Annotated in this window: 27 protein-coding genes and 1 pseudogene; 9 read left to right on the top strand and 19 right to left on the bottom strand. The window is 63.8% G+C overall.

What is annotated here, in order from left to right:
* Window positions 1-131 precede the first annotated feature (131 nt).
* Window positions 132-740, bottom strand: coding sequence for a YqgE/AlgH family protein (locus tag WDX12_RS19970; protein ID WP_320294779.1), 609 nt, complete (start codon window positions 738-740; stop codon window positions 132-134).
* A 125-nt stretch (window positions 741-865) separates the two neighbouring features.
* Between WDX12_RS19970 and WDX12_RS19965 the strand changes: the two genes are divergently transcribed.
* The 3 genes from WDX12_RS19965 (at window position 866) to WDX12_RS19955 (ending at window position 2,755) form a co-directional block, all read left to right on the top strand.
* Window positions 866-1,672 (top strand): protein-disulfide reductase DsbD domain-containing protein, encoded by an 807-nt coding sequence (locus WDX12_RS19965; protein WP_320294778.1) that lies wholly within the window; start codon window positions 866-868, stop codon window positions 1,670-1,672.
* 87 nt (window positions 1,673-1,759) lie between these two features.
* On the top strand, window positions 1,760-2,242 hold the full coding sequence (locus tag WDX12_RS19960) for a peroxiredoxin (RefSeq protein WP_320294777.1): 483 nt from the start codon (window positions 1,760-1,762) through the stop codon (window positions 2,240-2,242).
* A 36-nt stretch (window positions 2,243-2,278) separates the two neighbouring features.
* Window positions 2,279-2,755 carry a DUF2938 domain-containing protein gene (locus WDX12_RS19955; protein ID WP_434721716.1) on the top strand — a complete coding sequence of 159 codons (477 nt, stop codon included), beginning with the start codon at window positions 2,279-2,281 and terminating at the stop codon, window positions 2,753-2,755.
* A 31-nt stretch (window positions 2,756-2,786) separates the two neighbouring features.
* Here WDX12_RS19955 and WDX12_RS19950 read toward each other — a convergent pair whose 3' ends face one another.
* From WDX12_RS19950 to coxB, 15 genes are all read right to left on the bottom strand, one after another.
* Entirely contained in the window at window positions 2,787-3,098 is a 312-nt protein-coding gene (locus WDX12_RS19950) for a type II toxin-antitoxin system RelE/ParE family toxin (protein WP_434721715.1), read from the bottom strand.
* Window positions 3,088-3,369, bottom strand: a complete 282-nt coding sequence (locus WDX12_RS19945; protein ID WP_434721714.1) for a ribbon-helix-helix domain-containing protein — start codon at window positions 3,367-3,369, stop codon at window positions 3,088-3,090. The genes WDX12_RS19950 and WDX12_RS19945 overlap by 11 nt, the downstream gene beginning before the upstream one ends.
* An 82-nt stretch (window positions 3,370-3,451) precedes the next feature.
* The gene (locus WDX12_RS19940; RefSeq protein WP_434721713.1) at window positions 3,452-4,045 is read right to left on the bottom strand and encodes a histidine phosphatase family protein; all 594 of its coding nucleotides are present in this window, start codon (window positions 4,043-4,045) and stop codon (window positions 3,452-3,454) included.
* Window positions 4,046-4,086: 41 nt separating this feature from the next.
* A complete protein-coding gene (gene rnhA / locus WDX12_RS19935; RefSeq protein WP_320294774.1) occupies window positions 4,087-4,632 on the bottom strand; it encodes a ribonuclease HI in 546 nt (181 codons plus the stop codon).
* Window positions 4,629-5,591, bottom strand: coding sequence for a homoserine kinase (locus tag WDX12_RS19930; protein WP_320294773.1), 963 nt, complete (start codon window positions 5,589-5,591; stop codon window positions 4,629-4,631). Before WDX12_RS19930 ends, rnhA begins: the two co-directional genes overlap by 4 nt.
* A 6-nt stretch (window positions 5,592-5,597) precedes the next feature.
* A complete protein-coding gene (ispH, locus tag WDX12_RS19925; RefSeq protein ID WP_434721712.1) occupies window positions 5,598-6,602 on the bottom strand; it encodes a 4-hydroxy-3-methylbut-2-enyl diphosphate reductase in 1,005 nt (334 codons plus the stop codon).
* A gap of 76 nt (window positions 6,603-6,678) precedes the next feature.
* Complete coding sequence (locus tag WDX12_RS19920) at window positions 6,679-7,434, bottom strand: SURF1 family protein (RefSeq protein WP_434721711.1); 756 nt, start codon at window positions 7,432-7,434, stop codon at window positions 6,679-6,681.
* Window positions 7,431-7,817, bottom strand: coding sequence for a DUF983 domain-containing protein (locus WDX12_RS19915; RefSeq protein WP_434721710.1), 387 nt, complete (start codon window positions 7,815-7,817; stop codon window positions 7,431-7,433). Before WDX12_RS19915 ends, WDX12_RS19920 begins: the two co-directional genes overlap by 4 nt.
* On the bottom strand, window positions 7,814-8,251 hold the full coding sequence (locus tag WDX12_RS19910) for a L,D-transpeptidase family protein (protein ID WP_434725680.1): 438 nt from the start codon (window positions 8,249-8,251) through the stop codon (window positions 7,814-7,816). The genes WDX12_RS19915 and WDX12_RS19910 overlap by 4 nt, the downstream gene beginning before the upstream one ends.
* 205 nt (window positions 8,252-8,456) lie before the next feature.
* Window positions 8,457-9,338 (bottom strand): cytochrome c oxidase subunit 3, encoded by an 882-nt coding sequence (locus WDX12_RS19905; protein WP_434721709.1) that lies wholly within the window; start codon window positions 9,336-9,338, stop codon window positions 8,457-8,459.
* 1 nt (window position 9,339) lies between these two features.
* Window positions 9,340-9,969, bottom strand: coding sequence for a cytochrome c oxidase assembly protein (locus WDX12_RS19900; protein ID WP_320294768.1), 630 nt, complete (start codon window positions 9,967-9,969; stop codon window positions 9,340-9,342).
* A complete protein-coding gene (locus tag WDX12_RS19895; protein WP_320294767.1) occupies window positions 9,969-10,160 on the bottom strand; it encodes a hypothetical protein in 192 nt (63 codons plus the stop codon). Before WDX12_RS19895 ends, WDX12_RS19900 begins: the two co-directional genes overlap by 1 nt.
* Window positions 10,157-11,101 carry a heme o synthase gene (locus WDX12_RS19890; RefSeq protein ID WP_434721708.1) on the bottom strand — a complete coding sequence of 315 codons (945 nt, stop codon included), beginning with the start codon at window positions 11,099-11,101 and terminating at the stop codon, window positions 10,157-10,159. The genes WDX12_RS19895 and WDX12_RS19890 overlap by 4 nt, the downstream gene beginning before the upstream one ends.
* A gap of 76 nt (window positions 11,102-11,177) precedes the next feature.
* On the bottom strand, window positions 11,178-12,827 hold the full coding sequence (gene ctaD, locus WDX12_RS19885; protein WP_434721707.1) for a cytochrome c oxidase subunit I: 1,650 nt from the start codon (window positions 12,825-12,827) through the stop codon (window positions 11,178-11,180).
* Between the two features lie 38 nt (window positions 12,828-12,865).
* On the bottom strand, window positions 12,866-13,750 hold the full coding sequence (coxB, locus tag WDX12_RS19880; RefSeq protein WP_434721706.1) for a cytochrome c oxidase subunit II: 885 nt from the start codon (window positions 13,748-13,750) through the stop codon (window positions 12,866-12,868).
* Window positions 13,751-14,078: 328 nt separating this feature from the next.
* On the opposite strand from coxB, the gene WDX12_RS19875 reads away from it, so the two are divergent.
* The 6 genes and pseudogenes from WDX12_RS19875 to WDX12_RS19850 all read left to right on the top strand — a co-directional run bounded on the left by WDX12_RS19875 (window position 14,079) and on the right by WDX12_RS19850 (window position 18,555).
* Window positions 14,079-14,618: an invasion associated locus B family protein gene (locus WDX12_RS19875; RefSeq protein ID WP_140681830.1), complete on the top strand. Its 540-nt coding sequence runs from the start codon at window positions 14,079-14,081 to the stop codon at window positions 14,616-14,618.
* Window positions 14,619-14,694: 76 nt separating this feature from the next.
* Window positions 14,695-15,162, top strand: a complete 468-nt coding sequence (locus tag WDX12_RS19870) for a YbjN domain-containing protein (protein ID WP_434721705.1) — start codon at window positions 14,695-14,697, stop codon at window positions 15,160-15,162.
* A gap of 163 nt (window positions 15,163-15,325) precedes the next feature.
* Window positions 15,326-16,738: a metalloprotease TldD gene (tldD, locus tag WDX12_RS19865; protein ID WP_434721704.1), complete on the top strand. Its 1,413-nt coding sequence runs from the start codon at window positions 15,326-15,328 to the stop codon at window positions 16,736-16,738.
* Window positions 16,739-16,861: 123 nt separating this feature from the next.
* Window positions 16,862-16,975, top strand: a pseudogene (locus WDX12_RS19860) (AbrB/MazE/SpoVT family DNA-binding domain-containing protein); the annotation flags it as partial.
* A gap of 63 nt (window positions 16,976-17,038) precedes the next feature.
* Window positions 17,039-17,746 (top strand): NAD-dependent deacylase, encoded by a 708-nt coding sequence (locus WDX12_RS19855; protein WP_320294761.1) that lies wholly within the window; start codon window positions 17,039-17,041, stop codon window positions 17,744-17,746.
* A gap of 191 nt (window positions 17,747-17,937) precedes the next feature.
* The gene (locus tag WDX12_RS19850; protein WP_434721703.1) at window positions 17,938-18,555 is read left to right on the top strand and encodes a transglutaminase-like cysteine peptidase; all 618 of its coding nucleotides are present in this window, start codon (window positions 17,938-17,940) and stop codon (window positions 18,553-18,555) included.
* 140 nt (window positions 18,556-18,695) lie between these two features.
* Here the strand turns inward: WDX12_RS19850 and WDX12_RS19845 are convergent, their stop codons facing one another.
* The 3 genes from WDX12_RS19845 to WDX12_RS19835 form a co-directional block, all read right to left on the bottom strand.
* Window positions 18,696-21,215: a caspase family protein gene (locus tag WDX12_RS19845; RefSeq protein WP_434721702.1), complete on the bottom strand. Its 2,520-nt coding sequence runs from the start codon at window positions 21,213-21,215 to the stop codon at window positions 18,696-18,698.
* 156 nt (window positions 21,216-21,371) lie between these two features.
* Entirely contained in the window at window positions 21,372-22,613 is a 1,242-nt protein-coding gene (locus tag WDX12_RS19840; protein WP_434721701.1) for a class I SAM-dependent RNA methyltransferase, read from the bottom strand.
* Window positions 22,613-23,377: a TlyA family RNA methyltransferase gene (locus WDX12_RS19835; RefSeq protein ID WP_434721700.1), complete on the bottom strand. Its 765-nt coding sequence runs from the start codon at window positions 23,375-23,377 to the stop codon at window positions 22,613-22,615. The genes WDX12_RS19840 and WDX12_RS19835 overlap by 1 nt, the downstream gene beginning before the upstream one ends.
* Window positions 23,378-23,411 lie beyond the last annotated feature (34 nt).

Here is a 23,411-nt window from a genome sequence, read left to right as displayed (position 1 = left end):
GGCCTGTCAGCGCTTGGCGGAGACCTCCAACATCGTCATTCTAGGGTCTGCGCGCGTCGCTTCGCTCCTGCTTCGCCCTAGAATGACGACGTTGGGGAAGCTCGCGCTAACCTAACAGGATGACGAGCGCGCTATGCGTGGCCGGCGGCGGCGCTGAGATGAGCAAGGTCGATGCCGATCGAGGCGAGGATACGGTCGTATTTGCGCTCGATGTCGGTGTCGAAGAGAAGCTCGGGCGTCGCGGGACAGGTGAGCCAGCCGTTCTCGGCGATCTCGGTTTCGAGCTGGCCGGCGCCCCAGCCGGAATAGCCGAGCGCCATCAGCGCACGACGCGGCCCGCGGCCGGTGGAGATGGCGCGCAGGATGTCGACGGTTGCCGTCAGGCAGATATCGTCGGAGACGTTGAGCGAGGACTCCACGCGATAGTCGCCCGAATGCAGCACGAAGCCGCGGCTGCGGTCGACCGGCCCGCCATTGCGCACGACGAAATCGCGCGTGTGCGCCGGCAGGCGGATCGCTTCCTGCTCGTTCATGATGCCGAGCTGCACAAGCAGGTCCGGAAACAGCATCTGCTGCGTCTGGTTGATGATCAGGCCCATCGCGCCCTCGTCGCTGTGGGCGCAGATGTAGATGACGGAGCGCGCGAAACGGTCGTCCTTCATGCCGGGCATGGCAATCAGGAACTGGTCGTCAAGGAAACCGCGTCCGGCGGCTCCCTTCTTGTGGCGCAGCAAGTCCATGGCTTGAGCGTAACGCGTTTCGGCCGCGCCGAAAAGATGGCGCCGGTCCCGGATGTAACGCAAATATGATACCGGAAAAGCGATGAAGTCATTGCGCGGCCAAGAACGGACGGTCAAATCACCGCATGCGATACATGAAAATACTGGTTCTCGGCGTCGTTTTCGGGTGGGCTGCAAGCCTCCCGGCCGAGGCCTCCTCCTCGATCTGGTACAACAGTGAAGGCGGCAAGGTTCGGCTGGTGACCACCGGCAAGCCCGACGAGGCCGGCAAGATCCACGGCGTGCTCGACATCGCCTTGAAGTCCGGCTGGAAGACCTATTGGCGCGATCCGGGCGACGCCGGCGTGCCGCCGCAGCTCGACATATCCGGCAGCACCAACATCGCCGACGCCCAATTGTCGTTCCCGCCGCCGCAGCGGCATGACGACGGCTACGGCAAATGGGCCGGCTACGACCGTCCGGTATCGCTGCCGGTGACCTTCACGCTGTCTTCGCCCGACCAGCCGGCGACCATCGACGCGCATGTCTTCCTCGGCATCTGCGAGACGATCTGCATTCCGGTGCAGACCCGGCTCAGCGTCGACCCCGGGGCCGATCCGGACAACGCGACCGACGCGGCTCTGGTGAAAACCGCGCTCGCGACGCTGCCCTCTCCGGCCCGGTCCGATTTCGGTGTCAGCGTGCTGCCCGGCGACCACGAGACGCTTGTCGTCCAGGCGCAGTCGCCCGGCGACCCGGCATCGGTCGATTTCTTCATCGCCGGCGAGCGGGACTACATGTTCGGCGCGCCGGTGCGCAGCGAGAAGGACGGCAAGCTCGTCTTCACCGTGCCGATCCTCGACCGGCCGTCGGCGACGCCGACCGATGGCGGGCTCTATTACACGCTGACCAGCGCCGAGGGTTCGGTGGACGGGCTGTTGCCTTTCCCTTGATCCAGCATTTGGTCAGCGGTTGCGGGAAATCGTCCGGTCCGATATCGAAGGCATCTACCCTTCCATATCCCCCAAGCGAGGCTCCCCATGACCATAGCGGTTGGCGAAAAACTGCCCGACGTGACCTTCAAGACGATGACCGCCGATGGCGCGAAGGACATAAAGGGCAACGAGATCTTCGCCGGCAAGAAGGTGGTTCTGTTCGGTGTTCCCGGCGCCTTCACGCCGACCTGCAGCAACAACCATTTGCCGGGCTATCTCGAAAACCATGACGCCATTCTGGCGCGCGGCGTCGACACGATCGCCGTCGTCTCGGTCAACGACGTGCATGTCATGGGCGCCTGGGCACGCTTCTCCGGCGGTGAAGGCAAGATCCTCTATCTCGCCGATGGCAGCGGCGATTTCGCCAAGGCCGTGGGGCTCGACAACGATCTTTCCGCAACCGGCATGGGCCTGCGCTCCAAGCGGTTTTCGATGATCGTCGACGACGGCAAGGTCACCGCGCTCAATGTCGAGACAAAGCCCGGCGTCAACGAGAGCGGCGCGGCCAAGATCCTCGAGCAGCTCTAGATCAGGATGACGTTTCGTTGACGGGATCATGCTCTGATGTTTGACACAATCTGGCGCGCGGTGGCGATCGGCATCGGCGCCACGGTGTTCATGGATATCTGGGCGATTATCCTCAACAAGGCGATCGGCCAGCCTTTACCCAATTGGGGCATGGTTGGACGCTGGGTCCGGCATCTGCCCGAGAAGGTCTTCCACGACGATATCGGCAAGGCCGCGCCCTATGCGCATGAAAAGGCGCTCGGCTGGGCCTTCCACTATCTGGTCGGTATCCTCTACGGCGTGATCCTGGTGGTGCTCGCGGGCGCCGGCTGGCTGACAGCGCCGACCTTCCTGCCGGCCTTCATCCTCGGCATCGTCACGGTCGGAGCCGGCTGGTTCCTGCTGGCTCCAGGCATGGGCGCCGGCTGGGCGGCATCCAAGCTCCCCAACCCGACGAAAGTGCGTGCGCTCAATCTCGTGGCGCACACGGTGTTCGCGCTCGGCATGTTCTCGACGGCGCTGCTGATCCGCTGACGTTTCCGTCATCGCCAGTGATGAGTTCAAATCAGAACAGACGGCTTAGATCCCTGCGTCCGTCGACGACGCGAATAATCTCGACCAATTCTACCGGGCCATTATCCGTGTCGGGTATTGTTTCATAGAGCAGCACAAATGGCGCTGCCACCAGCATGCGCGTCGCCGCTCGAATGTCAGGCCGCCTTACGCCCAAACGTGGCTGGTCCGCCAATTGCAGAGCCCGGTCCTCTATCCAATCATAGTAGCGATCGGCGGCCCTTGTGCTTTCACTGCCGATGGTCACATAAATGTCGATTAGATCGACTCTGGCCGCTGGCGACCATACTACCTCAACGGCCATTCGACGCAGCGTCCTTCAGCCTCTGCCGAGCTTCCTTTCTAAGGGCGCCAAAGTCCAACGGCTCCGGTTTTCCGCTTGCCTTGCCTTCGTCCCAGAGCCGCTGCAGTCGCCGAACATCCTCTTGTCGCAGTTCGCGTTTTGTCAGCCAGTCCCGCACCGCTTCGCGTACGATTTCGCTCGTGGTGGCGTATTCACCAGTTTCTACGGCCTCCCGCATCACAGCCGCCTGCTGCGTTGTGACCGCCACGCTGATTTTTTCCACGTTTGCCATGGGCCATTATCCTTGCTCTATGGTAGTAAATAATACTCCCTTTGCAGAACCGCAATCAATGGCGCTGCTGGTCCACTGACGATCAATGGCCGCGATGCGGCGCCGGATCGTCGATCGGTCGCCAGCTGTGCAGGATGCGGCGCGCGCCGATATCCCAGGCGAAGTAGTTGCCGCCGCCCGCCGGCTGATCAGCGATACGGCTGATCTCTCTGCCATCGAGCAAAAGCAGCAGAAGCGTCCCGACGCCTCCGTGGCCAACGAAAGCAATGTTCCCGACGTGATTGGCGGCGAGCGCCGCATCGACCTCGCTCATGATACGTTGCTGCGCGTCTATCGCCCGTTCCCAGCCTCGGATGCTGTCGTGCGGGTTGGCGAAGAACTGATCAGCAACCGCCTCGAATTCCGGCGACGGCAGGAAGCCGGTTGCCGACCGATCGTTCTCGTGCATCCGCTCGCGCACCTCGACCGCAAGGCCGAGATGGTCCGCCAGGATTTCCGCGGTTTCGATCGCCTTGCGTTCGGCGGACGCCACGACGCGCCGGATCGAGCCGATCCAGGGCTGGTCGAGCATGGCGACCGCCCTTGCCCGGCCGATGTCGGACAATCCCCATTCAGGCACGGGAACGGCGGCGTCGATCCGCACCTGCGGGTGTGTGATGTAATAGGCTATCGGCACGACATGCTTCTCCGGTCAGAGTGCAAGCCAGCCCGCCGAAATCAATAGCTCTGGGTGGAGCGACGTGCCCTTGGGGTTGCCGGCTGGCTTGCCGGTGTGGCCGGCCTCGGCGCCGCTGCCGGCTTCGGCATTGCAGGGGTGGCCGGCCCTTTCTTGAACGGCGCCATGCCTTCGCGCGCGAGCTCGTCGGCGCGCTCGTTCTCGGGATGACCGGCATGGCCCCTGACCCAGTTCCAGGTCACCTTGTGGCGCCGGTTGGCTGCGTCGAGCGCCTGCCATAGTTCGCCGTTCTTCACCGGCTTCTTGTCGGCGGTCTTCCAGCCGTTCTTCTTCCAGCCATGGATCCATTTGGAAATACCGTCCATGACGTATTTGCTGTCGGTGTAGAGATCGACCGTGCAAGGTTCCTTCAGCGCATCGAGCGCGGTGATGGCGGCAAGCAGCTCCATGCGGTTGTTGGTCGTCTCGGCCTCGCCACCCGACAATTCCTTGGTCTTGCCGTTGAAGCGCAGGATGGCGCCCCAGCCGCCCGGCCCCGGGTTGCCGGAGCAGGCGCCGTCGGTGAAGATTTCAACGTGCTTGCTCATGTCAGTCCGTATTCGGAAGGAGATCGGATCGCGCGGTGAAAGCGCATGCGGCGGATATATTCGGTCGGATCGCGCTTCATCACCAGCCCGCCATCGGGAATGGTCAGCCAGTCATAGAGGCGGGTCAGCATGAAGCGCAGCGCCGAGCCGCGCGCCAGCATCGGCAGCGCCGCCTTCTCGTCACCCTGAAGCGGCCGCACCGACTGGTAGCCGGCGAGCAGCGCCGCCCCCTTTGTCAGGTTGAAGGAAAAATCCTTCTCGAAGCACCAGGCGTTGAGGCAGGTGGCGACATCATAGGCGTAGAGGTCGTCGCAGGCGAAATAGAAGTCGATCAGCCCGGACAGTTTCTCGCCGAGGAAGAAGACATTGTCCGGGAAGAGATCGGCGTGAATGATGCCTTGCGGCAGGCCCGCCGGCCAGTTGCGCTCGAAATCCTGGAAGTCGGCGTCGACCTCGGCCGCCAAGCCCGGCTCGACCTCGTCGGCGCGTTCGCGCGAGGCAGCCCAGAGCTTGCGCCAGCCGTCGATCGCCAGCGCGTTCGGCCGTCTCATCTGGAAATCCTGGCCGGCGAGATGGAGACTGGCGAGCGCCTTGCCCACTTCCGCGCAATGCGCGGCCGTCGGTCGCCTGAGCGACAGGCCTTCGAGGAAGGTGATGATCACGGCGGGCCGGCCGGCAAGCGTGCCGATGACGGTGCCGTCATGCGCGGTGACCGGCAGCGGGCAGGAAATGCCCTTCCTGGCGAGATGGCCCATCAGGCCGAGAAAGAACGGCAGGTCGGCCTTGTCGACGCGCTTTTCGTAGAGCGTCAGGATGTAGGAGCCGGTCGAGGCGTGGACCAGGAAGTTGGAATTCTCGGTGCCTTCGGCAATGCCCTTGTAGGAAAGGAGCTCGCCGACCGGATAGGCCTTCAGGAACGCACTGAGTTCGTTCTCGTTGACGTCGGTGTAGACGGCCATCCGTTTTCACGCCGCTCCATTGACGAAGGCCATGTCGGCCGCCGTCAGTTCGACATCGCGCAACACCCGCATCACCGGAAAATCCTCCGTTTCCGTGGCCGTGATGGCCAGATCGATGGTGACGTCGAAACGCTGCCGGAACGCGTCGATGATCTCATCGACAATGATCTCCGGCGCCGAGGCACCGGCCGACAGGCCGAGCGTCCTGATCCCGGCGATCTCATCCCACGGAATTTCCGCGGCGCGCTGCACGAGAAGCGACATCGTCGCGCCCGCGCGCTCCGCCACTTCGACAAGGCGACGGGAGTTGGACGAATTGGGAGCGCCGACGACAAGGAAAAGATCGGCGCCCGCCGCCGTCTCCTTCACCGCTTCCTGGCGGTTGGTGGTGGCGTAGCAGATCGATTCGGCCGCGGCCGCGTGCAGTTCGGGAAACCGCTCCTGCAGCGCCCGGATGATGCCGGCGGTGTCCTCGACGGACAAGGTCGTCTGGGTAACGAAGCCGAGGGCAGAGGCATCGACCGGCACGAAGCGCGCCGCATCGGCCTCGGTCTCGATCAGCGTCACGGCGCCTTCCGGCAATTGGCCCATCGTGCCGATCACTTCCGGGTGCCCGGCGTGGCCGATCAAAAGCACATGGCGACCGAGCCGCTGGTGGCGCATCGCCTGCTTGTGCACCTTGGAGACCAGCGGGCACGTGGCATCGAGGTAGAAGAGATTGCGCGCCTCGGCATCCGCCGGCACCGACTTCGGCACGCCATGCGCGGAAAATACCACCGGCGACTGACGATGCTCCGGCGGAATCTCGGACAGTTCCTCGATGAAGACGGCGCCCAGGCTCTGCAGGCCTTCGACGACGTAACGGTTGTGCACGATCTCGTGGCGGACATAGACCGGCGCGCCGTATTTCTTCAGCGCCAGCACGACGATCTGGATGGCGCGATCGACGCCGGCACAGAAGCCGCGCGGCTGGCAGAGCCTGATCGTAAGCGGTGGCTTTTTCTCAGTCATGAATGCGAGGCCGGTTCAGTCGGAAAGCTGGAGGGAAATGAGGCGTGCACCCCTGCCCTGTCAAGAGCGGCAGGCTTCACGCTTCCTTCGCTGGACGGCGAAGCCTGAGGATGAGAACCGCTGCAAGGGCGGCGGCCAAGCCATACCAGGTGACCGCGTATTGCAAATGGTTGTTCGGGAGGTCGATGATGGTGACGCCGCCGACCGGCAGGCCGCCCGGGTTCGGCGTCTTGTCGGCATCGATGAAGAACGGCACCAGCACGAAGCCGGCAGGCAGGCCAGCGGTCGCCGCCATGACGTCGCGATCCTTCCAGAAGAAGATATTCTTGGCGACATCATTGTCGGGGAGCATCATCGACGGCTTTGCGGGCAGCGGATTGCGGGCAAGCCCTGTCAGCGTCACCTTGCCGGCAACCTCACCTTGTTGGCGCTTGGCAGGATCCTTGAGATCGTAGGGAACGAAGCCTCGGTTGACGAGCACGAAGCGGCCGTCCTCCAACTGCAGGGGCGTGTAGACGTTGAAGCCGCTGTCGCCTTGCCAGGTGGAAAAGAAATGGCGCTCGCCCCGGTGCAGGAAAGTGCCGGTCACCGTCACCGGCGTGTAATCGACATCGTGGGAAGCGGCGAATTCCTTCTCGACGTCAGCCAGCGGCAGCGGCGCGGAATGGGTGCGCTTGCCGATGGTCGCGAGCAGGCCTTCCTTCCAGTGCAGGCGCTGCACCTGCCAGGTGCCGAGCCCGATCAGGACGGCGAACAGCAAGAGGCCAAGGCCGAGCAGCAACGCCGAGCGCGGCCGCGAACGGCCGGCGGCCAAACCGGTCGTTTCGGTCATTCGCTGGAATCCAGCCTGCCCTCGGAGGCCTTCCTCGAATACTGCAAGGTGATCAGCACGCCCTTGATCAGGCGCAGCGCCGTCAGGCAGAGCACCAGCGCCAGTGGTATCCACAACATGAAGTGCAGCCAGAGCGGCGGACTGAACGTCACCTCCATCCACAGCGCGAGGCCGACGACGACGAAGCCGATGATCAGGATGACGAACACCGCCGGGCCGTCGCCGGCATCGGCGAAGGAATAGTCGAGCCCGCAATTGTAGCAGCGCTTGCCGACAGTCAGGAAACCCGAGAACAGCTTGCCTTCGCCGCAGCGCGGGCAGCGGCCATGCAGGCCGGCAGAGACCGGATCGATGGGTGGCCAGATCGCCTTATCTTCGCTCATTTTATGATCTCGATCGGTGTGCCGTCGGCCACCATTGTCCAGATTTCATCCATATCGGAGTTCGTAACTGCAATACAGCCGTCGGTCCAGTCGACCATTTGAAGCAGCCTGCCCAGCCAACCGAAACCATTCGGCTGGCCGTGGATCATGATGAAGCCGCCGGGATCGACGCCCAGCGCTGTCGCCGCCGCCTTATCGTCGGCATTTGGATAGGAGATATGGATCGACCTGTGCGCGACGCTGTTGGGGTTGCGCCAGTCGAGCACATAGCGCCCCTCCGGCGTTCGCTCGTCCCCCTCGCGGTGCTTGCGGCCGACCGGATCGCCGCCGAGCGCGATGCTGTAGCGGCGCAGGATTTGGCCGCCGCCGATCAGTTGCAACTGCCGTTGCGATTTCTCGACACGCACCAGGTCGACCGTTTGTCCGGGCCACATCCCCCTGTCGAACAGTGAGCTCGTGGTGGTCAGATACGCGCAGATGATCAAAGGAATCTTCGCCCACATGACCTAGCGATGGCCGGCCATTGCGCCGAAAAGAAGAAGGCGGCCGCGTCGCCGCGGCCGCCTTCCAAAACTCCTGAAAAACTGCTGAAAGCAGATTCCGGAAAATCGCTACGCGCTTTCCCGGAATTGCTTTTTATCAGTGGCCTTCGATCAGCGCGCCGTTCGAGGCCCAGACATAGATCGCGCTGAACAGGAACAGCCAGACCACGTCGACGAAGTGCCAGTACCAGGCTGCCGCCTCGAAGCCGAAATGCTGCTTCGGCGTGAAGTCGCCGCGCATCGCACGCACCAGGCAGACGAGCAGGAAGATGGTGCCGATGATGACGTGGAAGCCGTGGAAGCCGGTCGCCATGAAGAAGGTGGCGCCGTAGATCGAATCCTTGAACGCGAAGGGCGCGTGCATGTACTCGTAGGCCTGCACCATGGTGAACAGCATGCCGAGGCCGACGGTCAGCACCAGGCCGTTGATCAGGCCCTTGCGGTCGCCGTGCAGGAGCGCGTGGTGCGCCCAGGTCACCGTCGTGCCCGACAGAAGCAGGATGATGGTGTTGTAGAGCGGCAGGTGGAAGGGATCGAGAACCTCCAGCCCCTTCGGCGGCCAGACGCCGCCGGTGAAGGCGGTGCGTGCATATTGCGAGGCTTCGCCGGGGAACAGGCTGGCGTCGAAGAAGGCCCAGAACCAGGCGACGAAGAACATCACCTCCGAGGCGATGAACATGATCATCCCATAGCGCAGGTGCAGCGACACGACGCGCGTATGGTAACCCTCATGCGCTTCCTTGATGGTGTCCGACCACCAGGCGAACATCGTGTAGAGCACGATGATCAGGCCGATGAAGAACAGCCACGGATTGGCGATGTTGTGGCCGAAGACCGGGAAGTTGCCGGCCTTCAGATACTGCATCAGGCAGACGCCGCCGACGGCGGTCACCAAGGCGCCGATCGAACCCAGGAAAGGCCACGGGCTGGGGTTGACGAGATGGTAGTCGTGTTGTGGTTTTGCGTGCGCGTCTGCCATATCAACCCCCGAGGCTTGCTTCGGAATCTGGAACTTTGTTGCTGCTGCCAGCGGCCGGCGCCGACGAGGCGACCGGCTGTTTCTTTTCGACCGGGAACATCGTGTAGGACAGGGTGATGGTCTTCAAGTCCTTGAGTTCCGGTACGTTGACGATGTCTGGATCGACATAGAACACGACCGGCATGTCCAGCGTCTCGCCGGGCTTCAGCGTCGTGTCGGTGAAGCAGAAGCACTCCACCTTGTTGAAATAGGCGCCAGCCATCTCCGGCTGCACGTTGAACGAGGCACGGCCGGTGATGGCGCGGTCGAACTTGTTGGTCGCGCTGTAATGCGCCTGCGCCGTCGCGCCGATCTTGATCGTCACCGAGCGGGCGACGGGTTCGAACTGCCACGGAATGCCATTGGTGTTGGCATCGAAGCGGATGGTGATGTCGCGGTCGAGCACGCGGCCGGCATATTGCTTCTCGGCGCGCTGCGTGGTGCCGCCATAGCCGGTGACCTGGCAGAACATCTTGTAGAGCGGCACCGCCGCATAGGCCATGCCGACCATGCCGGTGAAGAAGGCCAGGCAGACGGCGGCGACGATGCCGTTGTTGACCTTGCGGGGCTTGCTGCTGGTCTCGCCGCCCATCAGCCGCCTCCCAACAGGCCGGAGCCGGTGATGCTGGCCCCGCTGTGGCCGAAGCGCACGATTGTGGCGGCATAGAAGATGATGACCAATGCCGCCAGCGCGATGCCGATGGCGATGGAGCGGTTGCGGCGTGCCTTCTGCTGGCGTTCGGTCAGCGTGACCAGCTCGAGTTTCTTGTCGGCCACGGTCACACTCCCCCCATCATGAGGGCGCGACCGACCACGCAGTCGACGAGATAGGCGGCAAAGATGGCGAAGAGATAGAGCAGCGAGTAGCCGAACAGGGCCTTGGCCGGCTTCATCGCACGGTCGTCATCAGCCATGGCAAGCACTTTCCAGGCATACCAGACGAAGCCCGCGCCGAGGACCGCCGAGACGACGCCATAGCCGGCCGTGGTGTAGCCGAGCGCCCAAGGCAGCACGCCGACCGGCGCCAGGATCAGCGCATAGGCAAAGATTTGCCGACGGGTAGAGGCCTGGCCGGCGACATTCGGCATCATCGGGATGCCGGCGCGGGCGTAGTCGTCGGACTTGAACAGCGCCAGCGCCCAGAAATGCGGCGGCGTCCACAGGAATATGATCAGGAACAGGATCACGCTTTCGAGGCTGACCGAGCCGGTCACCGCGGCCCAGCCGATCACCGGCGGGAAGGCCCCGGCGGCGCCGCCGATGACGATGTTCTGCGGCGTCCAGCGCTTCAGCCACATGGTGTAGATGACGGCGTAGAAGAAGATGGTGAAGGCGAGGAGCGATGCCGACAGCCAGTTGACCAGCACGCCGAGCGTCATCACCGACAGTACCGACAGCACCAGGCCGAAGCTCAACGCCTCGCCCGGCGTGACACGGCCGGCCGGCACCGGACGACCGGCGGTCCTGGTCATCACCGCGTCGATATCGGCGTCGTACCACATGTTGAGCGCGCCGGAAGCGCCGGCGCCGATGGCAATCGCCAGGATGGCGATCATCGCCAGCAACGGGTTGATAGCAACGGGCGCCGCGACGAGGCCGACAAAGGCCGTGAAGACGACCAGCGACATGACGCGCGGCTTCAACAGGGCGAAGAAATCGCCCGCGGTCGCTTCCGACATGCGAAAGCCCGCTTCCTCCATCAATCTGTCTTCGGCAAGGGCCATGTGTACTTAAAGTCCATCATTCCGTTGGCCAAGACCGCCGGACAAGCCGGCGGTCTCGTATGCGTCGGGACGCTGCCTACTTGATCTTCGGCAGCTGTTCCCACTGGTGGAACGGCGGCGGCGAAGGCAGCTGCCATTCGAGCGTGGTGGCACCCTCGCCCCACGGATTGGCGCCAGCGACGCGCTTCTTCTGGAAGGCCTCGAACACGCCGTAGAGGAAGATCGCAACACCGACGGCCGCGATGTAGGAGCCGTAGGAAGACACCATGTTCCAGCCGGCGAACGCGTCCGGATAGTCGACGGTGCGGCGCGGCATGCCGGCGAGGCCGAGGAAGTGCTGCGGGAAGAAGATCAGGTTGACGCCGACGAACGTGACCCAGAAGTGGGTGTTGGCGATCATCGGCGAGTACATGTAGCCGGTCATCTTCGGGAACCAGTAGTACCAGCCGGCAAAGATGGCGAACACTGCGCCCAGCGACAGCACGTAGTGGAAGTGGGCGATGACGAAATAGGTGTCGTGCAGCGAGCGGTCGAGGCCGGCATTGGCCAGCTGAACGCCGGTGACGCCACCGATGGTGAACAGGAAGATGAAGCCCAGCGCCCACAGCATCGGCGGCTTGAAGGAGATCGAGCCGCCCCACATGGTGGCGATCCAGGAGAAGATCTTCACGCCGGTCGGCACCGCGATGACCATGGTGGCGAACACGAAGTAACGCTGCGTGTCGAGCGACAGGCCGGTCGTATACATGTGGTGCGCCCAGACGATGAAGCCGACGGCGCCGATCGCGACCATGGCGTAGGCCATGCCGAGATAGCCGAAGACGGGCTTCTTCGAGAAGGTCGAGACGATATGGCTGATGATGCCGAAGCCCGGCAGGATCAGGATGTACACTTCGGGGTGGCCGAAGAACCAGAACAGGTGCTGGAAGAGGATCGGGTCACCGCCATTGTCTGGCACGAAGAAGGAAGTGCCGAAATTGCGGTCGGTGAGCAGCATGGTGATGGCGCCCGCCAGGACCGGCAGCGACAGCAGCAGCAGGAAGGCGGTGATCAGCACCGCCCAGGCAAACAGCGGCATCTTGTGCAGCGTCATGCCGGGAGCGCGCATGTTGAAGATGGTGGTGATGAAGTTGATGGCGCCTAGGATCGACGACGCGCCGGCGATGTGGATCGACAGGATCGCCAGATCCATCGCAGGGCCAGGCTGGCCGGAGGTCGAGAGCGGCGGATAGATCGTCCAGCCGCCGCCGACGCCGAATGCGCCCGGCGCGCTCGGCAGGAACATCGAGGAAAGCAGCAGGATGAAGGCCGGCGGCAGCAGCCAGAACGAGATGTTGTTCATGCGCGGGAAGGCCATGTCCGGCGCGCCGATCATGATCGGCACCATCCAGTTGGCGAAGCCGCCGATGAGCGCCGGCATGACCATGAAGAAGATCATGATCAGGCCGTGCGCGGCGCCGAAGGCGTTGTACATGCTCTTGCCGCCGTCGATGGCGGCATCGCCCTGCATGCCGTAGACCATCTGGGCGAGGCCGCTGAAGATCTGGATGCCCGGCTCCTGCAGCTCCATGCGGATGGCGACCGAGAGCGCGCCGCCGACGATGCCGGCCATGATCGCGAAGATCAGGTAGAGCGTGCCGATGTCCTTGTGGTTGGTCGAGTAGACCCAGCGGACCCAGCCATGCGGCCTGTGGTCGCCGTGATCGTGAGCTGCAGCCTCTGCCATGTTCCGCTCCGTTCCCTAAATCTTGCTAACCCGCGGCATCAGTTGCCGGCGGCCGCTACCTTGTTGGTACCATCGATCTCGGCCATCAGCGCCTTGTTGGCGGCGGGCACGTTGGTCTTGGCCGTATCCAGCCAGGTCTTGAACTGCGCGTCGGACACGACGCGCACCGCGATCGGCATGAAGGCATGGTCCTTGCCGCAGAGCTGCGAGCACTGGCCGTAATAGAGACCTTCCTTCTCCGCCTTGAACCAAGTCTCGTTGGTGCGGCCAGGAACGGCGTCCATCTTGATGCCGAAGGACGGCACGGCGAAGGAGTGGATGACGTCGGTGGCGGTGATCAGCACGCGGGTCGTGGTGTTGACCGGGACAACCAGCTCGTTGTCGACCGCCAGCAGCCGCGGATAGAGGGCGCGATCCTCCTTGCCGGCCTTGGCGCGGTCGGCATCCTGAAGGACCGCCGAGTTGAACGAGAAAGTCTTGTCGACCTGGTACTCGTAATCCCAGTTCCACTGGTTGCCGGTCGCCTTGACGGTGAGCTTGGCTTCCTCCGGCGGCGTGTACTGAGCGGTGAGCAACTGGAAGGAGGGAATGGCGATGAGCAAGAGCACGATCACCGGCCCGACCGTCCAGATCACTTCGATCAGCGTGTTGTGGCTGGTCCTGGATGGCACCGGATTGGCGCTGGCGCGGAACCTGACGATGCAGACCAAAAGCAGCAGCAGAACGAGGATGGTGATCGGGACGATGAACCACATGGTGTAGTTCCCGAACCGCTCGATCTGCCGCATCATGTCGGTCGCGGGAGCCTGGAAGGTCATCTCCCATGGGCGCGGCTGGTCGGCATGGGCCGCTGCGCTGGAGAAGAGCACGGCCGAAGCTGCCGCGCCTGCCAAGAATTCAGCGCTTGCCAGGAATTTCCTCATCGCCCTCTCGTCTCCCACTTCCCGCGATCTGATCGCACCAATAACGGACGACGCCGGAATTGGGAATCCCGGTCTGTCCCTAGGCTGGTTCAAACCATACTCTATTTCCCTCCGCAAGAAAGGAGCGGAGGAAACCGTGCGGCATTTTTGCGCGCAGGCCGAAGGCCGTGTTCGGCGCTCGCCATGCTATATGCGCAGCGGTCGCAATTCGGGCGAATTTGCTTTGGAAAAGCATGGAATTGCCGGTATCGGGGCGGACCGGCGGCGGTCTCGTCCTTTACTTGGCCCCGGCGCAGCTTAAAGTGCCGTGATTCGCAATGGAGCCGTTATGACTTCCTGGCTTTCGAGAACCCTGGCGAAGGTCGTCCTTGCCGTCGCCTTGCTCGGTGTCGGCGTAGCCGTCGGCGCCGCCGCCTCGCCGAACAACGCCTCGCCGCCGAGCGGCACGGTGAAGTCGACGCATGGCGCATGGTCGATCATCTGCGATACGCCTGCCGGTGCTACCTCCGAACAATGCGTGATGATGCAGAACGTCGTCGCCGAGGATCGCCCAGAAATGGGGCTTTCGGTCGTTGTGCTGCGCACCGCCGACAACAAGGCCGAGATCCTGCGCGTGCTGGCGCCGCTCGGCGTGCTTTTGCCCAACGGCCTCGGCCTCAATGTCGACGGCAAGGATATCGGCCGCGCCTATTTCGTGCGCTGCTTCCAGGACGGCTGCTATGCCGAGGTGATCCTCGAAAAGCCGCTGCTCGACACGCTGAAGAGCGGCACCTCGGCCACCTTCATCGTCTTCCAGACGCCCGAGGAAGGCATCGGCATTCCCGTCGATCTCAAGGGCTTTGCGGACGGCTTCGCCGCCCTACCTTGATCTTGTCGCCACGCGCCGCGGCCATTCCCGACGCCGAGGTCGGATGGCGAATGCGGATTTGGTGGCAGGAGGTTCCATGCGCACGTCGTTGTCCGCTTTCATGGCTGGCCTGGCGCTGGCCGGTGCGGTCTCTGTCGCCCGGGCCGAGGATGCCGAAATCCTCCAGACGCCCGACCCGGCGGCGATCCTCGACATCGCCAAGGGCTTCGGCTCGGCCAGGATGGACAAGGACGACAATGGCGATCCGATGCTTTCAGGGCGGATCGAGGGCGTCAAATACGTGATCTACTTCTACGGCTGCGAGGATCACGAGAACTGCAAATCGCTGCAATTCTCGACAGGCTACACCGACCCGCTGAGCGCCGATCAGGCCAACGCCTGGAACGCGAAATACCGCTGGGTGAAGGCCTATGCGGGCGACGGCTCGAATTTCAGGATGGATGTCAGCTTTGCCGGCGGCATCACGAGGGCCAATGTCGAGGAGCAGTTTTCCAACTGGAACGCGATGGCCGCCAACATCAGGGACTTCGTCGCCGGCAAGTGACGGCGACGCAATCGTCAGCTTGATCCTGTTGGCGATTGTGCAACGGCGGCTTCGCGCCTACATCCCCCAGATCAAAGAGGTAGAGCATGATGTCGTCCGAAAACCGCTTCACACTTTTCGGCATCATGCTCTAGAACGATTTGTTTCCACGAATGGATTTGCCATGACCAGCCTGATCGGCCAATTCGACATTTCCGACGATCGCGTCAAGGAGATCGTCGCCGACACAATCAAGGGCGCCGACGACGGCGAGTTGTTCCTCGAATACAGCGAGAGCGAAGCGCTGATGTTCGACAATGGCCGGCTGAAGACGGCCAATTTCAACACCGACCAAGGGTTCGGCCTGCGCGCCGTGGCCGGCGAGGCCAGCGGCTATGCGCATTCCAGCGATCTCTCCGAAGCCTCGCTCAAGCGCGCGGCCGACGCCGTCTCGGCGGTAAAGGGCGGCTATTCCGGCCAGCTCGCCGGCGCGCCCGCACGCACCAACCGTCACCTCTATGGCGACGAGAACCCGATCCCCTCGCCTTCCTTCGAGGTCAAGGCCAAGCTCTTGCAGGAGATCGACGGCTGGCTGCGGGCGAAGGATCCGCGCGTGCGCCAGGTGACGGCGTCGCTCGCCGCCTCGTGGCAGCATGTCGAGATCGTGCGCGGCGACGGGCAGATCGTGCGCGACATCCGCCCGCTGGTCCGGATCAACGTTTCAGTCGTGGTCGGCGATGGCGACCGGCAGGAGAGCGGCTCCTACGGCATGGGCGGCCGCAAGAGTTTTGGCGAGTTCGTCAGTGAGGAAAGCTGGAAGCATGCCGCCAGCGAGGCGCTACGGCAGGCGCTGGTCAACCTGGAAGCGGTCCCGGCGCCCGCCGGCACGTTCGATATCGTGCTGTCCAGCGGCTGGCCGGGCGTGATGCTGCACGAGGCTGTCGGCCACGGACTGGAAGGCGACTTCAACCGCAAGAAGACATCGGCCTTCGCCGGCCTGATGGGCCAGCAGGTGGCGGCGAAAGGCGTCACCGTGGTCGACGACGGCACCATCCCCGAGCGGCGCGGCTCGCTCACCGTCGACGACGAAGGAACGCCTTCGGCGCGCAACGTGTTGATCGAGGACGGCAAACTGGTCGGCTATATGCAGGACCGACAGAACGCCCGGCTGATGGGCATGACGGCGACGGGCAACGGCCGCCGCGAGGGCTATGCGCACCAGCCGATGCCGCGCATGACCAACACCTACATGACCTCCGGCGACATGGAGCCGGAAGAGATCATCGCCTCGGTCAAGAACGGCGTCTACGCCGTTTCCTTCGGCGGCGGCCAGGTCGACATCACGTCAGGCAAGTTCGTGTTCGGCTGCACCGAGGCCTATATGATCGAGAACGGCAAGGTGACGCAGCCGATCAAGGGCGCGATGCTGATCGGCAACGGGCCGGACGCCATGCACCGCGTCAGCATGATCGGCAACGACATGAAGCTCGACAACGGCATCGGCATGTGCGGCAAGGCCGGACAGGGCGTGCCCGTCGGCGTCGGCCAGCCGCATCTGCGGATGAACCAGATGACGGTTGGCGGCACCAGGATTTGAGCGCGTGAACGCTGGAAAGGCCACAATGTCGGCTTCTGAAAAGCTACCAATTGTCTCGACAAAAGAGCCGGACGGGGTGTCTTTGAAACGCGCGTCGCCGTGAAACGCGCGTCGTCGTTCCCGGCGACGCAACCGAAGGACGTGTTTGGTTCCCTGCCAGCCCGCGGCACGCCGAAAACACTCGAAGAGATGGACGCAGGCGTGCTCGCTGAAGCACGGTGCCACGCTCGCGTTTGAGCATGTCTGCATGTTCCGATAGCATCCGCCAAACGATAGCCTTCGGGCCGGTGCCATCGACCAATGTCCAAACCCAAGATCGTCATCCTGACGGGCGCCGGCATCTCGGCGGAATCGGGCGTCGCGACGTTTCGCGATCCGAAGGGGGTGTGGGCTAGTTTCGACTTTGAGGAGGTCGCGACCCCGCAGGGCTTCGCCCGCAACCCAACCAAGGTGCAGGACTTCTACAACATGCGCAGGCGGCAGCTTGGCGACGTCAAGCCCAATGCCGCGCATGAGGCGCTGGCCAGGCTCGAGCAAGCCTTTCCCCGCGAAGTCCTGGTCGTCACCCAGAACATCGACGACCTGCATGAGCGTGCCGGCTCGCGAAAGCTGATCCACATGCATGGCGAGCTCTGTCGCGCGCTTTGCCAAGATTGCAGCGCCAGCAGCGCCTGGGCCGACGACATCGCCGACCATTCCGAGTGTCCGGCCTGCGGCGCCAGGGGACGGCTGCGGCCAGACGTCGTGTGGTTCGGCGAGATGCCCTATCGCATGGAAGAGATCAGCGAAGCGCTGGGCGGCTGCGACCTCTTCGCGGCGATCGGGACGAGCGGCAGCGTCTATCCGGCCGCCGGCTTCGTAGAAGAGGCACGCATCGCCGGCGCCTTGACCGTCGAGCTCAACCTGAAATGCGCCGGCTGGGCTTCCCGTTTCGACGAGCAACTGGAAGGGCCGGCGACGCAAGTGGTGCCCGCCTTCGTCGAGCGCATCCTTTCGGGCACGGGCTGATGGTTTCCAGCCCGAACTTCCCGCCGGCACCTTGAAGTGAACACAATCGTGTTAGGACATTATTAATTGTTTAATTGGCCGGGCCGGCGTTTGCGCATTAGCCTGTCGCCAGTCTCCTCGTTGCGGTGGTGTTGGCAGTGAAGCGATCCCCTGGTGTCTCGACCTCTTCTCTCCTCCTTGGCTTCATTTCGTTGGTTGGCGTTTCGTCGCTGCAAGTCGGCCCAGCGGCCGCGCAGTCGTCGCTGGTCAAACTAGCGTCGACGCGGCCTGCGGCCAGTTCCGCCACCGTCGGCGGCAGCACCAGCGTCCCATATGGCTGGCTCGATTTCTGCCATCGCCGGCCGAAAGAGTGCAAGGTGCCCGCCTTGCCTGCCGCCAGCGTCAAGCTGACCGCGCAGAACATGAGCATCCTCAAGCGGGTAAACCAGAAGGCGAACCGCTCCATCAAGCCGGTCAGCAACTATGACCACTGGGGCACGATGATGGACCACTGGGACTATCCGGTGGACGGCAAGGGCGATTGCAAGATCTACGCGCTCTACAAGCGCAAGCTTCTCCAGGAGGCAGGATTTCCCCGTCAGGCGCTGTTGATGACGGTGGTGCGCGACCTTCACAATGAGGGCCACACCATTCTGACGGTGAAGACCGACAAGGGCGATCTCGTCCTGGACAATATGGTCGACGAAATCCGCCCCTGGAACGCCACCGGCTATTATTTCCTGAAGCGCCAGTCGCAGCAGAACCCGAACACCTGGGTGTCGATCAATCAGCGCGGCGGCACGGCGAAACGGCTGACGCCGAGTTCGTAGGCAACGCGGCCGCTTGGAGAGATCTGCCCTTCGCCTTTAACACGATGGTCCGCGCCATGGACTCGTGGCCGCCTCTCGCAGGTTCATGGGTCGGAAGATCCGGCCCATGAAAGGATCGCTTCCGTCCGACAGCGGCAAGCCTATTGCTTGCAGGGCGGCTCGCCCGGATGCCCGCAGCTCGGCTTCTTGTTGCCTTGCGGCGGCTGCTCCTTGGGCTGCTGCGTCAGACGCCGCTCCTGCTGCTGGACCTGGAACTTCGGCTGCGCATGGAACTCCGGTTTCGGCGGCTTGGCGAACACCTGCACATTCGGCTTTTCCTGCAGCTTGAGCTGGCGCTGCGCATTCTCGCTGGGCCTGTTGACCTTGAAGTTCTGCTGGACCTCCGCGCCACCAGAATCTGGACCACCGTTTTGCAATTTGCGGAACTTCTTGTTCCCGTTTGGTGAGCCCTGATTCTGGTCGGAGAACACGTTCGGATTGTTCTTCCCGAGGCGCTCCTGCACACTCGGCCGATTGTTGGTTGGCAAACCGTTGACGGTTGGCAGCTTGCGGAACTTCTTGCCCTTGTCACTTCCGTCGGCCGAGCCTTGATCGCTCGGTCCGACGACGGACTGGCCTGCCGTCAGATCCTTGCGTGTCAGCTTCTTCGGTTTGCCTCCGTTCTGATCGGACAACACTTTCGTATTGTTCTTCCCGAACTTCTGCTGGGCGCTCTGTCCGTTCTCGGCCGGCAGACCCTTGACGGTCGGCAGCTTGCGGAACTTGCCATTCTTGCCCTGACCGTTGCCGGCTCCGTTCTGCTGACCGCTACCGGTCACGGCGGCACCGGCATTTCCGGTTGCCTGCTGGTTGGTTCCCAGGGTGCCCTGCTTGCCGAGCAGCTTCCTCGACTTGTCGTTGGGGAAATTCTGGCCATTCAGCACCGGCTTGCCGTTGACGAGCGGCAACGTCTTGCCGTTCGTTCCCGGCAGCGCGTGATCGGTCGAGAGCTTGCCCAGTGTTTTCGAAAGCGGCGCCGCACCGCCTGGCTGCTGGCCTTGCGCCGCACCTTGGCCGATCTTGCCTTGAACGGGATTCTGGTTGGACAACGCCGCCCGCTTCTGCAACAGCGGCGGCAGCGCCACCTTGGTAGCCAGAGCCGCGGCGCCCAGCCCAACCGCGCCGGCGGTCAGCTTCTGGCCGGTGGTGAGGCCGCCACCCTGCCCTTGCTGATTGTTCTCGTTGATCGTCGTGTTGTTGATAACGGTCGTGTTGTGGATGTTGTTGAAGATGAAATTGTCCGGCGGCGGCACGATGTCATGCGGCGGCCTGACCCATACCGGCACGGGCACGAAGACCGGCGTCGGCAGGACGAAGACGTCGACCGGTGGCGGAGGCGGCGCCAGCACGACAAAATCCGGCGGCGGCGGCGGCAGGAAGATCACCGTAACCGGCGGCGGCGGGTCGAAGTCGAAATCCGGGTCGTCGAAATAGAGCACCGGCCGGTCGACATAGATGATTTCCTCCGGCGGAGGCGGCGGCAAATCATAGTCATAGACGGTGAATTCCTCCGGCGGCTCCAGCGCAGCATCGAAATGCTCGAGCCGACGACGCGCGTCCCAGGCGTGCGGGCCATGCGGATAGCGCCGCAGATAAGACCAATAGGCCTCCGGCGTGTCCCGCAGCCATGTCTCGCGCCAGGTGATCGCCTCGCGCCGCGCCGCGATGATGGCGCGCACCCGCTTGGCCATGGGATCGTGCGGGTAGGCGACGAGGAAATCCTGATAGCCGCGCATGGTATCGCGGTCGAGAGCCGCGACATAGGCGTCGTGCGCATCGAAGTCGCGTATTTCCCGAGTGCGGTTGGACCGGGATTCGGCCTCCGAAACCTTGGGCGCGGGCGCGTCCGGGGCACGATCGAAGAACACGAAAGGCACATTGATCTTCGAGGCATTCCACGGCACTTGCGCGCCTTGCGTCACCTCGTTGACCCGCAGCCGCGTGCGGTCGAACACGTCGTCGAGCGACAGGCCGCCTTCGCGTATCATCTCGGCCAGCGCCTGAGCATAGGCGCCATAGGGGCCCTTGCCTTCAGGCGCGACCGTTCCCGGGGCGGCATTGAACGCAATCAGCATGTTCGGGTCGGGGTCGACCAGCGCGAGGCCGCCAGCCAGCGGCTGGCTCATTTGTGGGAAGTCATTCGGCCGCGCCGCGTCGAGGACCACGATATTGACCTTCGCCGGCAGTCCCGCCAGCGACTTGGTGACATCGGACAGCCGCATGGCTTGAAGCGGCACGTCGGCCGGATTGGCGATCTGGGCGTCGACCGGCAAGAAATAATTCTCGCCTTCGAACTGCACCCCGCGGCCGGCGAGGTACACGAAAATGACCGCATCGGGACCTGCGGCGGAGACCTTTCCAAGGAAATCACGCAACGCGCCGCGCAGTGATTCCTGATCCACATCGCGGGCCCCAACCACATCGAAACCGGCCGCCTGCAGGGTCTGCGCGATCAGTCCGCCGTCGTTGGCGGCTGTCGCGAGCTCTCCGGATTGATAGGCGCCATTGCCGATGACGAAGGCCAGCCGCTTTTCACCTTGCGCCAGCGCTCCGGCCGCGGAACCGACCGCGAATATGACGAGAACGACGACGAGACCGAGGAATTTCTGAAGCGTGCGCATTGCAATCCGCCATCCATTCAAAATGGTAACGCTCCAGAGGTCGGAACGTTTCCCGAACCGCCAAAATTTAAGTCCCGCAAAAAGGCGGCTTTAGGGCGCAATTTCGTCGAAGGAACAGAGGCTTCACAAAATTTCTTGCCAACCGCCAGTCGTAGGCTATCGCCGCCGCTTCGGCTTCTCCAGCAATGCCACCGCCTCGACATGCGACGACCACAGGAACTGGTCGATCGGCGTGACGCTCTTCAGTTGATAGCCGCCGTCGATGAGGGTGCGCAGATCCCGCGCCAGCGTCACCGGATTGCAGGAGACAGCGGCGACCAGCGGCACGTCGGAACGGGCGATCTGCTTCGACTGGTCCTCGGCGCCGGCGCGCGGCGGATCGAAGACCAGCCCGTCGAAGACGTTCAACTCCTTGAAGGTCAGCGGCCGGCGGAAGAGGTCGCGGCGTTCGCTGGTCACCCGCTTCAGACCGGTGGCGAAGCGGTAGGCGCGGTCGAGCGCGGCAAGCGCCGGCGCATCGCCTTCGACGGCATGGACCTCCGATTTCGCGCCAAGCCGCAGCGCAAAGCTGCCGCAGCCGGCGAACAGGTCCGCGACCTTCCTGGCGCGCGACAGATGCTGGCTGACGAGACCAGCCATTGCCTGCTCGGCGGCTTCCGTCGCCTGCAGGAAGGCGCCGGGCGGCAGAGCGACAGCAACCGATCCGAATTGCACCATCGGTTTCTTAGGCTCGACGACGATCTCGCCATCGACGGAAAGCCGCGCCAGACCCTCGGCCATGACGAAGTTCGAAGCGATGCGGCGCTGGTGGTCGCCAAGCTTACCGGCATCATGGACGGCAATGTCGAGGCCCGAGGCGGTGACGGTCACGGTCATATGAAACGCCTTCGACGTCGCGCAGACCAAGCCGGCCAGGGCGCGCAATTTGTCGAGCGCCGCAACGATCGCCGGCAGCGAGATCGGGCATTCCTCGATCGGGATGATCTCAGAGGACAGCGCGCGCACGAAGCCGAGCAGCATCCCGGTTTCGGTGCGCCTGGCGCTGAACGTGACGCGGCGGCGGGTGTGCGGCGCGCAAGGCACCAGCGCGGCGATGTCACAGGCGATGCCCTTGGTCTTCAGGGCCTGCGCGACTTTCTCGCGCTTCCATTGCCGGTAGGCTTCCGCTTCGAAATGCTGGAGCGCGCAGCCGCCGCATTCGGTGAAATGGCGGCAGGCCGGGTCGATCCTGAGCGGCGAGGCTTCCAGCACCGACATCAGCGTGGCACGGTCCTTCTGGCGCGCGGCCATGACCGCCTCGCCCGGCAGCGTGAACGGGACGAAGACCTCCCCGCCCTCCGCATTGGCGATGCCGTCGCCCTGCGAGCCGAGCCTTGCGATCGTCAAGCGTGTGCTCATCACCCGTCCTTCGTGGCGGCGAGCAGGAACTCGCGGTTGCCGTCGCCGCCTTCGATCGGCGACGGGTGGAGTCCCAGGACCCGCCAACCGGAAACGCCGGCGAGCCAATCGCGCAGGTTAGCTGCAATGCGCGCTGCATCGCCTGGATCTTTGAGCAGGCCGCCCTTGCCGATCGCCTCGCGGCCGGCCTCGAATTGCGGCTTGACCAGGAGAATTGCCCTGGCGCCCTCGCCCGCCAATTCCAGCGCCGGCGGCAGCGCCAGCTTCAGCGAAATGAACGAGACGTCGCAGACCAGGAAACCGGGGATGCGGCCGCCGAGATCGGCTGCCGTCAAATCGCGGGCGTTCAGCCCTTCGATCACCGTCACGCGCGGGTCGCCGGCAAGGTCGGGATGCATCTGGCCGTGGCCGACATCGATCGCCGTGACATGCGTGGCGCCGCGCTCGAGCAGCACCTGGGTGAAGCCGCCGGTCGAGGCGCCGACGTCGAGCGCTTCGCTGCCGGAAGGATCGAGGCCGAAATGGTCGAGGCCGGCGATCAGCTTCAGTGCCGCGCGCGAGACATAGGCCCGCGCCGGATCGTCGATGGCGACCATGCAGTCCGGCGCGACAGGCTGGCCGGGCTTGCGGGCGACGATGCCGTCGACCGTCACCGTGCCGCGCTCGATCGCGTCGCGGGCGCGCGAACGGCTGGCGAACAGGCCGCGCCCGACGAGCAATTCGTCGAGCCGCTGGCGCTGGCTCAATGGCAAAGGGGAACTCATCGGCCTTCATTGGCGAATGCCGGGCGCGAACGCA

The sequence above is a fragment of the Mesorhizobium sp. RIZ17 genome (assembly GCF_051127865.1).
Lineage (GTDB): Bacteria > Pseudomonadota > Alphaproteobacteria > Rhizobiales > Rhizobiaceae > Mesorhizobium > Mesorhizobium humile.
This window is presented reverse-complemented; position numbering and strand designations above follow the sequence as displayed.